Annotated in this window: 12 protein-coding genes; 4 read left to right on the forward strand and 8 right to left on the reverse strand. The window is 68.4% G+C overall.

The features are described 5' to 3' along the window. Positions 1 to 45 precede the first annotated feature (45 nt). Positions 46 to 1671 carry an MBL fold metallo-hydrolase gene (locus KY572_RS01660; protein ID WP_224240357.1) on the reverse strand — a complete coding sequence of 542 codons (1626 nt, stop codon included), beginning with the start codon at positions 1669 to 1671 and terminating at the stop codon, positions 46 to 48. Between the two features lie 117 nt (positions 1672 to 1788). Next, positions 1789 to 2412 carry an FMN-binding negative transcriptional regulator gene (locus tag KY572_RS01665; RefSeq protein WP_224240358.1) on the reverse strand — a complete coding sequence of 208 codons (624 nt, stop codon included), beginning with the start codon at positions 2410 to 2412 and terminating at the stop codon, positions 1789 to 1791. Positions 2413 to 2563: 151 nt separating this feature from the next. Between KY572_RS01665 and KY572_RS01670 the strand changes: the two genes are divergently transcribed. Beyond that, a complete protein-coding gene (locus KY572_RS01670; RefSeq protein WP_224240359.1) occupies positions 2564 to 3199 on the forward strand; it encodes a hypothetical protein in 636 nt (211 codons plus the stop codon). On the opposite strand, the gene KY572_RS01675 is transcribed toward KY572_RS01670, so the two are convergent. From KY572_RS01675 to KY572_RS01690, 4 genes are all read right to left on the reverse strand, one after another. After that, positions 3183 to 3782, reverse strand: a complete 600-nt coding sequence (locus KY572_RS01675; RefSeq protein WP_224240360.1) for a hypothetical protein — start codon at positions 3780 to 3782, stop codon at positions 3183 to 3185. The genes KY572_RS01670 and KY572_RS01675 overlap by 17 nt on opposite strands. After that, positions 3779 to 4831 carry an AAA family ATPase gene (locus tag KY572_RS01680; protein WP_224240361.1) on the reverse strand — a complete coding sequence of 351 codons (1053 nt, stop codon included), beginning with the start codon at positions 4829 to 4831 and terminating at the stop codon, positions 3779 to 3781. The genes KY572_RS01675 and KY572_RS01680 overlap by 4 nt, the downstream gene beginning before the upstream one ends. 56 nt (positions 4832 to 4887) lie before the next feature. After that, positions 4888 to 7341: a DNA topoisomerase (ATP-hydrolyzing) subunit B gene (gyrB, locus tag KY572_RS01685; protein WP_224240362.1), complete on the reverse strand. Its 2454-nt coding sequence runs from the start codon at positions 7339 to 7341 to the stop codon at positions 4888 to 4890. A gap of 170 nt (positions 7342 to 7511) precedes the next feature. Further along, a complete protein-coding gene (locus tag KY572_RS01690; protein ID WP_224240363.1) occupies positions 7512 to 7970 on the reverse strand; it encodes a hypothetical protein in 459 nt (152 codons plus the stop codon). Between the two features lie 61 nt (positions 7971 to 8031). Here KY572_RS01690 and KY572_RS01695 point away from each other — a divergent pair, with 61 nt between their 5' ends. After that, the gene (locus KY572_RS01695; protein ID WP_224240364.1) at positions 8032 to 8829 is read left to right on the forward strand and encodes a GNAT family N-acetyltransferase; all 798 of its coding nucleotides are present in this window, start codon (positions 8032 to 8034) and stop codon (positions 8827 to 8829) included. A gap of 7 nt (positions 8830 to 8836) precedes the next feature. Here the strand turns inward: KY572_RS01695 and KY572_RS01700 are convergent, their stop codons facing one another. Further along, positions 8837 to 9202 (reverse strand): response regulator, encoded by a 366-nt coding sequence (locus KY572_RS01700; protein WP_224240365.1) that lies wholly within the window; start codon positions 9200 to 9202, stop codon positions 8837 to 8839. Then, on the reverse strand, positions 9199 to 10821 hold the full coding sequence (locus KY572_RS01705) for a sensor histidine kinase (RefSeq protein WP_224240366.1): 1623 nt from the start codon (positions 10819 to 10821) through the stop codon (positions 9199 to 9201). The genes KY572_RS01700 and KY572_RS01705 overlap by 4 nt, the downstream gene beginning before the upstream one ends. 367 nt (positions 10822 to 11188) lie before the next feature. Here KY572_RS01705 and KY572_RS01710 point away from each other — a divergent pair, with 367 nt between their 5' ends. Both KY572_RS01710 and KY572_RS01715 read left to right on the forward strand, forming a co-directional pair. Continuing rightward, the gene (locus KY572_RS01710; RefSeq protein WP_224240367.1) at positions 11189 to 11473 is read left to right on the forward strand and encodes a type II toxin-antitoxin system RelE family toxin; all 285 of its coding nucleotides are present in this window, start codon (positions 11189 to 11191) and stop codon (positions 11471 to 11473) included. A gap of 205 nt (positions 11474 to 11678) precedes the next feature. Then, positions 11679 to 12317 carry a cobalamin B12-binding domain-containing protein gene (locus KY572_RS01715; protein WP_224240368.1) on the forward strand — a complete coding sequence of 213 codons (639 nt, stop codon included), beginning with the start codon at positions 11679 to 11681 and terminating at the stop codon, positions 12315 to 12317.

Here is a 12317-nt window from a genome sequence, read left to right on the forward strand (position 1 = left end):
AGCCTGTGGGGACGCATGCGCCCTTTGACGATGCGCCTGCTCGCCCTACTCGCCAGCGGCCGTCTTCAGCTCCGCGAGGGTGCTGGTGTTGCCGTGGCCACCGGTGACGGTGGTGACGTCCAGCTGGTGCGTCTGGGTGATGGACCGGTACAGCTCCTTGGGGCCGTTGCCGATGCCACCCTGGCCCGGGTTGTAGAGGTCCGAGGCGAAGACGACCTTCTCATTGGGCAGGTAGAACAGCAGCATGTCCGCCGCGTGCGCGTTGGTGAGCTCATAGGCGACGACGGGGTGCGTGGCGTCGTCGAGCCGCAGCGAGCCGCCCGTGGGCACCGTCCTCAGCTTGATCTGCGCGGGGGTGCGCGACAGGGTGTCCGGACGGATGGTGGACGGAGCGCGGAAGATGTCCGGGTAGTAGCTGGCCGCGGCCTCGTGCACCACCACCGTGGCGCCCGCCGCCACGAAGGAGCGCAGGCCCGCCGTGTGGTCGGTGTGGTGGTGGGTGGCCAGGACGTGGGTGATGGGCTTGGTGGGGTACTTCTGCTTCGCCCAGGCGATGATGGCATCGCCGCGCTCCGGGTAGAGCGGCGCCTCGATGACGACGAGCCCGCTGGCCTGCTCCACGACGATCGAGTTGTGGGAGAAGCCCCTCAGGTACCAGACGCCCGGCGCCAGCTGCGTCTCCGCCAGGGAGAGGTCCTGCCCATCGATCGGGACGCCGAACGAGGAGAAGATCATGTGGAACTGGTGCTGCGAGGCGCCGCGCGCCGCGTCCTCGGCGTTGTAGGGCGGCAGGTTGCTGGCCGGCAGCTGGAAGAGCGAGGCCTCCAGGGTGCCGTTCACGGTCACCGCCTTGCGCGTCTCGGAGTGGACCAGGTGGCCGTCGACACCGATATAGGCGTTCTTCGGGAAGAGCAGGCCGCTCGGCGTCGTCTCCCAGCCGTCGTAGAAGACCTCGACGGGGACGTCGCGGTGGAGCGGCTCGTTCTCCACGGTGGACAGCTTGGAGAGCTGCCCGGTCTGCGCGTTCACGTAGAGGGTGAGATCGTGCACGGCATCATCCACCACGAGCAGGTTGTGGAGGACGCCGCCCAGCAGCGCCGCGCCGCCGTCCTTGGCGAGGCTCGGGTTGGCCGCGATGTCCTTGAAGATGAGGTGCGGGTTGAGCAGCCGCTGCTGCCGGCGGATGGCGGCGACGCGGTCCGGGAGCAGCCCGCCACCGGGAATCCCGAAGATGCTCTCGGTGCCGTTGAGGTAGCCCTGGTTGCCGTTGATGATCTCCTGGTAGTCCTGGGCGACGGGGAAGAAGAGCGTCAGGTTGCGCTTCTGGTGGATGTTGATCTTGTCGCCCGCCACGTCATAGCGGATGACGGTGCCGTCCAAGGTGCTGCCCAGCAGGGGCGCATCCGTGGGGCGGAAGCCCTCGCCGGCGGCGTAGTTCATGCCGGAGATCTGCAGCTCGAAGCTCCGCAGGTCCTGGACGGCCTGCTTGCCGCCGATGCCGACGAAGGCCTTGTCCGCGGTGCCGAGCGACGGGTCGAGGACGGCGGAGTCACCCTTGGGGCCCGCGGGGCCCTGGTCTCCCTCGCAGCCAGCGGCGACGAGGGCGATGCTCAGGGTGGCGGCGCGCAGGGTGCGCAGTGGAGTCCAGCGGGTGGGGTTCAGCTTTCTCATGGCACGGCTCCGGGGAGATTGGGGGCAGCGAAACGAGTGGCGACAGCGGGCCACTGAGTAGCGCTGGAGCCGTCCGCCGAGCCATGCCCGGGAGAATCAATGTTTTGTCCGTTCGTCTCACGTGTCCCGCTCGCGCATCAGTGCGCCGACGGCGCGCTGCTCGGGGTCGTCGCTGCGCTCGAGGCGCTCCATGACGGCGCGGCGATCCTCGGGCGTGCGGTTCTGGTTGAGCTTGAACTTGCCCTCCACGCGCGAGACGGAGATCTCGAAGGCGACGGTGCCGGGGAGGATGCGCGGCACGTACTCGCCCGCGCGCTCGACGGACCACGGCTGCTCGAAGCCGGACTCGTAGGTGGTGACGAGCTCGCGGATGACGCGCATCCACTCGTCCTGCTCGGTGATGATGCGGGGCCGGCCGTAGACGTGGACGGCGGCATAGTTCCACGTGGGGACGTTGGGCTCGGTGAGGTACCAGGACGGGGACACGTAGGTGTGCGGCCCCTGGAACATGACGAGCACGTCCGTGTCCGGGGAGAGCGCGCGCCACTGCGGGTTGGCGCGGGCCATGTGGGCCAGCAGCCGGACCTGGGAGCCCTCGGGGCCGGGCTCGACGAGGAACGGCAGGTGGGAGGCGAACGGGGCGCCCTGCTCCACCGTGACGAGGGTGGCGAAGCTGTAGCGCCTCATGAAGGCGAGGAGGCGCTCGGGATCCTGCTCCTGGAAGTGACGCGGGAGGTACATGGAGCACGGACGTGCCCCAAGCCTCCCGCGCCGTCAACCCGGCTGGTGCTCGGGATCAGTCTCAGGGCTCACTGTGCGGAAACGTCGGGACTTTTTGAGGCGCAAAACCCCCGACGTTTCCGAACAGTGTCGGCCGGGACCGCTCCGCCGAGTGTCGGTCGCTGCCCAGCCGCGTCTTCCACCCGTGCAGTGTCGCCAGGAGATCGCCATACTCCGGGCAATGGGGTTCACCGAATACCTCGAACAGGTGCGGACCGAGACAGAGGGCGATGCCTTCTTCCGCCTGCTCAAGTCGCACCTGGCCTCCGGGCACCGCGTGCAGAAGGTATCCTTCGTTCCCGCCGAGGGCAGCCAGCCTCCCCGGTACCGGTTCCTGCTGGCCAGGCTCGGGACGCTGACGACGGTGGACGTGCCTGCGGGCCAGGAAGCCGTCGAGCACTTCCTCGCCCAGACGAAGCAGCAGCTCGCCTCCCGCGACGACGAAGTGCGGCGCTGCCACCTGCGCCTCCATCGAGCTGTCGAGGAGCTATCCCGGGTTCTGGGCAGAGAGACCGCGAGAGACGCGGCACTGAGCGTGTCACGGGAGGTCGGCGGGCCTGAGTCGGCGCGGTTCGCCGCATCGGCGACACGGGGCAGTTCGAGCAGTGCAACACGGCTGGCGACGGAGCAACTGCGGCGAGCCTTCGATGCGAACGTCCGAGACCTCTACGTCGAGCGTGGCTACCCCCTCGCGGAGGCAGGAAGCATCGCAGACGAAGCCCTCGCACGGCTCATCGAAGCTGGCTGAAAAAGTCAGCGAAGCTCGGGCTCACCTCGGCGAGTGCATTCACATCGAGTGACTCGGCGATGGGAAGGGCAGCGCTCCGCATGGTGTCTCGATCCGGGTGCTCCATCCCGTAGAGCAGGCGCTTGAGCTTCGCTCGTCCAGGCTGATCGCGCCCCAGCGTCTCGCTCTCTCCCTTGAAGTCATGCCCACGCGCGAGGAGCAGCCACGTCTCGAGCGTCTGAACTGGGACCGCAAACAGGTAGCGCAGTGCCGGCAAGCCCTGACGCGGCCAGGAGAGCGGCTCATGGATCCTAGCCGCAGTGCGCAATTCACAAAGCCGGCAGCCCTTGGCCGCATCGTTGTGGGTCACCGAGTGCGTAGGTGCAGCGCCATCATTGTCGATGGCGAAGAGAGCCCCATCGAGCCCTTTATGGTACGCGTCCTTGGCGATGATGGGAGCCAGGCGGAGCGCGTTGGTCCACCCTCCGCGTGCGAACCGATACTGCGTCTCGCTCGGAACCACCTCCGTACCGAGAGCTTTCGAGACCAGGACTCGAAACACTTCCTCGTCGGTATCATCCTCGACGCAGAAGGCGAGCTTCATCGGCCCGGCACGCCCCCTAGGACCCCCGAGTACCAGAGTTCTCCCAGGGGAGCCCCCTTGAGCTGCTCGGCCCAGTCCGGGCGGTCCGAGAGATGGGTGACGTGGGTACCTTTCTCGTCACGGTCGAAGATGAGAACGCTTTCGGGTGTATCCCGGAATTCGTCAAGCAGTGTTGGAGAGTGCGTCGTTAGCACTACCTGGACGCCAGACTTTGTCAGCCGGAGCAGGTGATCGACGAGATCGCGTAGCCTGCGTGGATGGATCCCTCTTTCTGGCTCTTCGATGGCCAGAATGCAGGGTGTGCTGGCCCTCAATTGCGCGGCAACCGCCACGCCAATAAAGAGAAGGAGCCCGTCCGACACGTCCTCCGCTCCATAGACCCTACCGTCTTTTTCCTCGACCCCCAGGACCTTGGTCCCTGGCTCTGGGCCTGGTCGAGTCACAATCCGCTTCACTTCGTGGGCAGCGCGTTGGACGGTTTCATCAATTGCGTCTCTCAGCGATGGATGCTCACCGGCGAGCCTGTCGAGTACAGCCGCCGCATCCTTCCCGTCGGTTCCCAACTTCGCGTCTTGCCGCACAATGGCTGGAGCTCGGAGTGCCGCCACGGAGAGATCGTGAACGGTCGTGGCCTCCAAGAATTTTCGCAGGTGCTCCATCCATGTCTGCTCATGCCGCAAATCCAGTCGATCCCATTGCATCTGGCCATATCTGAATTGCGGTTTGGCGAGCCATTCTCCTGCTTTGCGCCCATCAGGCGTCAGTTGAAAGCCGTAGATGCGCTCCTCCTCCATAGGTCGCCGGGTACGGAGGACGACTCTCACTGGGTCTGCCGCGTCCCGTGCGAGGACAGACTGCATCCCTCCCAGTGCAGATGTCGCAGCAAGATAATCGAGATGGCGCTCCCCCTCGCTCAGCAGCTTGAGCACCGCGAGCGCGTTGGACTTGCCGCTGTTGTTCGCACCCACCATCACGGTGATGCCCGGCGCGAGCGGAATCTTCACGTCTCGGAGGGTCTTGAAGTTCTTGACCTCGATCTCGGTAATCAAGCTTCACCCCTCCTCTCACCCCTCTCCCAGCGGGAGAGGGGCGCCTGACTCCCGGCTCAGATGTCCAGGTTCTGCACGTCCAGCGCGTTGCGCTCGATGAACTCGCGCCGCGGCTCCACCGCCTCGCCCATCAGCAGCGAGAAGATTTCGTCGCTCTCCACCGCGTCCTTGAGCTGCACCTGCAAGAGCGTGCGCGTGGCCGGGTTCATCGTCGTGTCCCAGAGCTGCTCCGGGTTCATCTCGCCCAGACCCTTGTAGCGCTGCAGCCCCAGCCCCTTCTGCGCGTCCTTGCGCACCGCCGCCAGCACCTCCTGCACCGAGTACGCCGTCACCTCGCCGCCCTCCAGCTTCACCGTGTACGGCGGCCGGCCCAGCGACGCGAACGCCTCGCGCAGCCCCACCAGCTCCAGGTACTCCGGAGACGACAGGAACGCGTAGTCCAGCACCGTCTCGCGCATGCTCCCGTTGATCTCCGTGTGGAACACCAGCTTCTTCGTGTGGTGCTCCGGATCATCCCGGCGCTCGTGCTTCACCCGCCCCAGCACGTCCGGCATCCGCGTCCGGAAGTAGCTGTACATCCGCTCCACTTCCGCCTCGATTGCCTTCTCGTCCGACAGCGTCTCCGCCGTCACCCGCGCCGCCTGCACCAGCGCGTCCACCACCCGCGCATCCCGGCGCTTGGCCTGCTTCTCCAACTTCTCCTCGTAGGTGATGACCTTCTCGAGCATCGCCTTCAGCTCGTTGCCGCCCAGCTCCCCAGCCGGCGTCACCACCCGCGAGTGCTCCGAGGCGCTGCGCAGCAGGTACTCGTTCAGCGCGCGCTCGTCCTTGACGTACATGTCCTTCTTGTTGCGCGTCACTTTGTAGAGCGGCGGCTGCGCGATGTAGAGGTACCCACGCTCCAAGAGCTCGCGCATCTGCCGGTAGAAGAACGTCAGGAGCAGCGTGCGGATGTGGCTGCCGTCCACGTCGGCGTCCGTCATCAGGATGATGCGGTGGTAGCGCGCCTTGTTCGGATCGTAGTCCTCCGCCCCAATCCCCGTGCCCAGCGCGGTGATGAGCGTGACGATCTCCGCGCTCGTCAGCATCTTCTCGAAGCGCGCCTTCTCCACGTTCAGGATCTTGCCGCGCAGCGGGAGGATGGCCTGGTTGCGCCGGTCCCGCCCCTGCTTCGCCGAGCCACCTGCGGAGTCACCCTCGACGATGTAGAGCTCGCTCTCGCTCGGGTCCCGGCTCTGGCAGTCGGCCAGCTTGCCCGGCAGCGAGCCGCCATCCAGCACGCCCTTGCGCCGCACCGTCTCGCGCGCCTTGCGCGCCGCGATGCGCGCCCGGCACGCGTCGCCAATCTTCGCCACCACCTTCTTGCCGTTGACGGGGTTCTCTTCCAGGTACGTGGCGAGCTGGTCGTTCACCATCTGCTCGACCAGACCCTTGATTTCGCTGTTGCCCAGCTTCGTCTTCGTCTGCCCCTCGAACTGGGGGTTGGGCAGCTTCACGGAGATGACGGCCGCCAGGCCCTCGCGCGCGTCCTCGCCGGTGGGCGTCTCCTTCAGGTCCTTCCACAGCCCGCTCTTCTCCGCGTAGCTGTTGAGCGTGCGCGTCAGCGCCGCCTTGAAGCCGGACAGGTGGCTGCCACCCTCGTGCGTGTTGATGTTGTTGGCGAAGGTGTAGATGCGCTCGTCGTAGCCATCGTTCCACTGCATGGCCAGCTCCAGCGACACCCCCTCCTTCTCCGCGCGGAAGTAGATGGGCTTGTCGTGCAGCGCCTGCTTCGACTTGTTCAGGTACTCCACGAACGAGCCGATGCCGCCCTCGAACTTGAACTCGTGCTCCTTGTTGGAGCGCTCGTCCCGGATGGTGATGCGCAGGCCGGCGTTGAGGAACGCCAGCTCGCGCAGGCGCTGGCTCAGCGTCTCGAAGTCGAAGTCGCGGACCTCCATCACCTCGGGGTCCGGCTTGAACCACACCAGCGTGCCCCGCTTGTCCGTGGTGCCCACCTCCGACACCTTGCCCTGCGGCACGCCCCGGGCGTAGCTCTGCTCGTACACCTTGCCGTTGCGCTGGATGCGGACCTTCAGCCACTCGGACAGGAAGTTCACGCACGTGACGCCCACCCCGTGCAGGCCGCCGGACACTTTGTAGGCGCCGTTGCCGAACTTGCTGCCGGCGTGCAGCTCCGTCAGCACCACGTCCACCGTGTCCTTGTCCTGGAACTTCGGATCCGGGTGCGGCCCCACCGGAATGCCACGCCCGTTGTCCTGGACGCTCAGCGAGCCGTCCACGTGGATGACGACGTCGATGTCCGTGCAGTAGCCCGCCAGCGCCTCGTCCACGGAGTTGTCCACCACCTCGTACACGAGCTTGTGCAGCCCGTACGTCATGGTGTCGCCGATGTACATGCCCGGCCGCTTGCGGACCGCCTCGCGGCCCTCGAGCTTGGTGATGCTGTCGGTCCCATACTCCACGGGCGGCGGCGTCGGTGAGACACCGGTCGAGGGAGTCTTTTCCATGCTGGGTTTTCCTTCGAAATGCTGCCTGGGATCAGGGGTGTGTGCCTATCACCTCGGGCCCCCTCGGACAAGGAGGACGACCAGACGCAAGGCAGCGGAAATATTCAGAAAAGTCGTTCGGTTGCCTGCTCGCCGTTTCAGGGCCGGAGAGGGTGTCTTCCCCACGCCGTTCAGGCGTCGTGTCGAGGGGGTGGAAGCCGCTCCTCCAGCGCGGAAATCAGCTCTTCGAAAACAGCCTTGCGGGCAAAGAGATGCCGGGGAATCAGCACCCGGCCCTGCTCGTGGAAGAAGAGCCCCAGCACGTCCCCCTTGCGGCCGAGCCGGCGCAGCGAGCCGATCTGCGCCCACGTCAGCTCCATGGGCGGGGCGTTGCTGAAGGGCCGGGCCACGCGCACCCCCATGGCACTCAGGGTGACGCCCCACTCGGGCCGGGGGCGCAGCCGGTGGAAGGCGTAGAGGAAGACGAGCATCAGCCCCGCGGTGATGCCGGCCCGGGCCTCGGCGAAGGGCTCGGTGTCCTGGCGGGCCGCCGCCAGCGCCCAGGCGGTGAGCACCGCGAGCGCGCACGCCCCCACCACGAGGGCCAGCCGGGTGGGGCGGGGATTGAAGGCGAAGAAGCGCGAGTCCATAGGGTGAGTTTCTTCAACCTAACCGTCCTGCCACCCCTCGCGAGGACTTTCCACGAGAGGGTTGTTCTCCAAGAGGCGGAGTCGTCCTACCCTGCTGGTCGTGACGGACGCCGAGCTCTCCGCGCGCCTGCGCGCCAACATCGTGGCCTACAAGAAGTTCCAGGCGGCCCAGGGGGGCCTGCTCCATCTGGGACTGCCCGGGCTCTGGGCCTTCGCCCAGCCCAGCCACCCCGAGACGCTCTCCCAGCAGCAGGCCTTCTTCGAGAGCCTCGAGGCCCTGGAGGCAGGGCTGCCCCGGCTCGAGGACTTCTACCGCGCCCACGGCATCCGGCTCTGGCGGGTGCCGCTGCCCCCGGGGACGACGGCCGCCGAGCAGCTCCTGGCCCGCGCCGGCTACCGGAAGGAGGACGGCGGCACCTTCGCCATGGGCCTGGGCTTCGAGGACGGGCCGCTCACGCCCCCCAGCATCCCGCTCGAGGAGCTCACCTCCCAGGAGGAGCTCATCCCCCTCAACGCGGCGGCCTTCGGCCCCAGCACCTCCATCCACCTCGAGCCGTGGCACGCCCGGCACTTCCCGGAGCTGCACATCCGAGGCATCCGCGAGGGCGGCCAGCTCATCACCGGCGGGCTGACGCATGACGCGGGAGACACCGCCGGCGTCTTCCTGGTGGCCACCTCCCACACCGCGCGAGGCCGCGGGCTGGCCACCGAGGTGATGCGCGGGCTGCTGCTCGACGCGCAGCGGCGGGGCCGTGTCGCCGCCGTCCTCCAGTCCACCGAGCAGGGCTACGCCGTCTACCGCCGCCTGGGCATGAGGGACCTGGGCCTCTGGGTGGACTGGGTGCGCCGTTCGGGCTGAGCCCCGCTCAGGTGAGCGCATGCTGGCTGACGACCTCCAGCAGCGCCTCCAGGTCCACCGGCTTGCGGACCCACCCGCGCGCGCCCAGCTCCTGGAGGTTGGGGCTGGCGCTGGCCGAGAAGACGACCACCGGCACGGCCGCGAACTGGGGATGCTTGCGCACCTCCGCCAGGAAGCCGGCGCCATCCAGCACCGGCATCATCATGTCCAGCAGCACCAGCCCGGGCAGCGGGTTGCTGCGGGCCAGCACCTCCAGCGCGTTGCGGCCGTTGCTGGCGACGATGACTTCGTAGCCCGCGTCGCGCAGCACGTCGGTGATGGCCTCGCGCAGGTCCGCGTCGTCGTCCACCACCAGCAGCGGTCGAGCCTTCATGCGTGCACCTCCGCCGACTCCAGTGGCAGCTCCAGGGTGAAGGCGGCGCCTCCGCCCGGCCGGGCCTGCGCCCACACGTGCCCGCCGTGAGCTTCCGCCACGCGGCGCGCCAGGTACAGCCCCAAGCCCAGCCCTCCATAGGAGCGCGAGGAGACGGCGCGCTCGAAGCGCTCGAAGATGCGCTCGAGCTGCTCCGGCGGAATGCCGATGCCCCGGTCCCCCACCTCCACGCGTGCCACGCCTCCAGCGCCTGTCACCCGCACCTCCACCGGCTGTCCCGAGCCGAACTTGAGCGCGTTGCTCAGCAGGCTCGACACCGCCTGGTCCACGCGCAGCCTATCCCACTGGCCGTACAGGCCGGGGCGCGCTTCGAGGCGGACCTCGCAGCGCGCCCCCTGGGCCTCCGCGGCGTGCCGGTCCACCACCTCCGCCACCAGCTCCCCCAGGTCCACGCGCTCCGGCTGCAGCAGCATCTGCCCGCTGGACAGCCGCGACACGTCCAGCAGCGCCTCCACCAGCGTGCCCAGGCGCCGCACCTGGCGCTGGCAGCGCTCCAGGCGCTCGGAGAAGTCCGGCGCGGCGCTGTCCCGCCGGGCCCGCTGGGTGAGCGCGCCCAGCTGCAGCTGCAGCGTGGTGAGCGGGGTGCGCAGCTCGTGGGCCGCCACGGTGAGGAAGTCGTCGCGCAGGCGCACCGCGTCCTGCATCTCCTGGAAGAGCAGCGCGTTGTCCAGCACCAGCGAGACGCGGCGGGCCAGCTCCTGCGCCATCACCAGGTCCTCCCTGCCCAGCCGCCTGCGCCCCAGCGTGCCCAGCGCGAGCACCCCCAGCGCCCCCGGGTGGCCCCGCAGCGGCACGTAGAGCGCGGAGCGCAGCCCCAGCGCGCTGACGAAGCGCTGGTGCGCCGGGTCCTGCGTGAGCTGCGCCTGCCGCTCGGCCACGTCGGCGATCAGCTCGGGCTGCCCGGTGCGCAGCACGTGCGAGGGCCCGATGGAGGCCTCCGGGCTGCGCCGCGTGCGCGGCTCGTGCTCCAGGCGCTCGGCCTCGGACTTCTCGTGGGCCAGCGCCGCCAGCCGCAGGCTGTCGCCCTCCTCGCACAGGAAGATGGCGCAGCAGTCGGCCAGCGTGGGGATGGGCAGCCGCACCAGCCGGGCCAGCCACTGCTCGAAGTCCATGGGCGCGGTGAGCACCTCGCCCACCCGGGCCAGCAGCGCCCGCTCCATCTCCGCCCGCACTCTGGCCCGCCGCGCCTCCGCCTCGGCCAGCTCCCGGGTGACGGCCGCCGCCAGCCGGGCGATGCGGTCCTTGGGGAAATAGTCCCGCGCCCCCGCCCGCATCATCTCCAAGCCCTCCTGCTCTCCCACCGTCCCGGAGACGATGAGCAGCGGAATGTCCAGGCCCGTCTCGTGGAGCACCCGCAGCGCCTCGGGCGCGCTGAAGACGGGCAGCCGGAAGTCGGAGAGGATGACGTCCCAGTCCCGCCCCCGCAGGGCCTCGCGCATCTCCTCCTGCGTCTCCACCCGGAGCATCTCCGGCGCGAACCCGCCACGCCGCAGCTCATGCTCCACCAGCATGAAGTCTTCCGGGTCGTCCTCCACCACCAGCGCCCGGAGCGGTTTCATGAGGCGCCTCCCACCGGCGGCGACATGGAGCGCGGAGTGTGACTCATGGAGTGACCTCCCCGAGTGTCAGGCGGAATGGGGCCAGAACGGTTGCCCACGCGGACCAGAACCCCTCTCCCCGGTGACCCGCACAGCGTACCGGCATTCCCCGACTCGAATCTCCGCGAAGGCCCGAGCGCTCGCCCCGGGCATCTCCTGGTGAACTTCCAGGGCGCGGCACGCGTTCCCTCCGCCGCCGGCTTCTGTACTTCTTTCGACAGAACGCCCGTCATTTTTTCAGCCTGAGCCCCCGGCGTCTCCCCAAGTGCTCGACATCCCGAGCCCCCAGATTGGCACGCAGCTCGCATTTCGGGTGGACCGGTCCGCTATGTTTCGTCAACACACACGGGTCGCTGGCGCCTACCGCGTCACCTTCAGCGCCGAGGCGTGGAAGGAGATCGGCCGACTCTCCAGCAATACCTTCGTGGCGCTCCAGGAGGCGCTGGAACAGCTCGCGCAGCAGGCCCGGCCGCTGGCCGCCGCCGACCTGCTGCCCACCCCCATCACCTTCACCGTGGACTCCCTCGTCATCCACTGTGAGCGGGATGACCGGGCTCGCACCCTGACGCTGCAGCACGTCACCACCGCCCTGCCCGCGGCCGAGCGCAAGTAGCGCCGTGATATGAGGCCCAGCATCGCCGGGCTCCCGCCTGCTTCATCCCACGGCATCCGAGCGGCCGTGCCATGCCTGAGCAGCCTCGGGATGCTCGCGCCCGGGTGTTCATCCATGAAACTGTGCGCCGAACCTCTTGGTAGCAGAACGGAGCCCCCCCACCGTGCTGTCCGTGAACGACCGACCTTCCCTGGACGCCGATGGCGTGTCTTCGCTCCGAGAGCGCTACCTGGCCGCCCAGCTCGCGGGGGACCGTCGTGAGGCGCTGCGCCTGCTGGTGGATGAGGGCCTGCTGCGCGGCATCCCCCTGCAGGACATCCACCTCAAGGTCATCCAATCGGCGCAGTACGAGATCGGCCGGCTCTGGCAGGAGAACCGCATCTCCGTGGCGCAGGAGCACCTGGCCACGGCCATCTCCCAGCTCGCGCTCTCGCACCTCTACCGCCACCTGCCGAGGGATCCGTCCAACGGCAAGGTCGTGATGATGTCGTGCGTGGAGGGCGAGCTGCACGAGGTGGGCGCGCGCATGGCCAGCGACTTCCTGGAGATGGCGGGCTTCGACGTGCGTTTTCTGGGTGCCAACGTTCCCACGGACCACCTGGAGCGCATGGTGCGCGAGCAGACGCCGGACCTGCTCGCCCTCTCCGTGACGATGACGTACCACCTGCCCGCGCTGCGCGCCGCCGTGGACCGCGTGCGCGCGGTGGCGCCCCGGCTCCACATCGCCGTGGGCGGGCTGGCCTTCACCTGGGCGTCGGGCGTGGAGAATGACCTGAACGTCTCCTTCCATGGTAGGGATGCGCGCGAACTGGTCGCCGCGGCCTGCCGCATCCTCGGAGTTTGA

The organism is Hyalangium gracile, from assembly GCF_020103725.1.
GTDB lineage: Bacteria > Myxococcota > Myxococcia > Myxococcales > Myxococcaceae > Hyalangium > Hyalangium gracile.

Excerpts from the sequence above, each read along its gene's own strand:
- KY572_RS01660 (WP_224240357.1), bottom strand. The coding sequence starts at position 1,671 with ATGAGAAAGCTGAACCCCACCCGCTGGACTCCACTGCGCACCCTGCGC.
- KY572_RS01665 (WP_224240358.1), bottom strand. The coding sequence starts at position 2,412 with ATGTACCTCCCGCGTCACTTCCAGGAGCAGGATCCCGAGCGCCTCCTC.
- KY572_RS01675 (WP_224240360.1), bottom strand. The coding sequence starts at position 3,782 with ATGAAGCTCGCCTTCTGCGTCGAGGATGATACCGACGAGGAAGTGTTT.
- gyrB (WP_224240362.1), bottom strand. The coding sequence starts at position 7,341 with ATGGAAAAGACTCCCTCGACCGGTGTCTCACCGACGCCGCCGCCCGTG.
- KY572_RS01690 (WP_224240363.1), bottom strand. The coding sequence starts at position 7,970 with ATGGACTCGCGCTTCTTCGCCTTCAATCCCCGCCCCACCCGGCTGGCC.
- KY572_RS01700 (WP_224240365.1), bottom strand. The coding sequence starts at position 9,202 with ATGAAGGCTCGACCGCTGCTGGTGGTGGACGACGACGCGGACCTGCGC.
- KY572_RS01705 (WP_224240366.1), bottom strand. The coding sequence starts at position 10,821 with ATGAAACCGCTCCGGGCGCTGGTGGTGGAGGACGACCCGGAAGACTTC.
- KY572_RS01710 (WP_224240367.1), top strand. The coding sequence starts at position 11,189 with ATGTTTCGTCAACACACACGGGTCGCTGGCGCCTACCGCGTCACCTTC.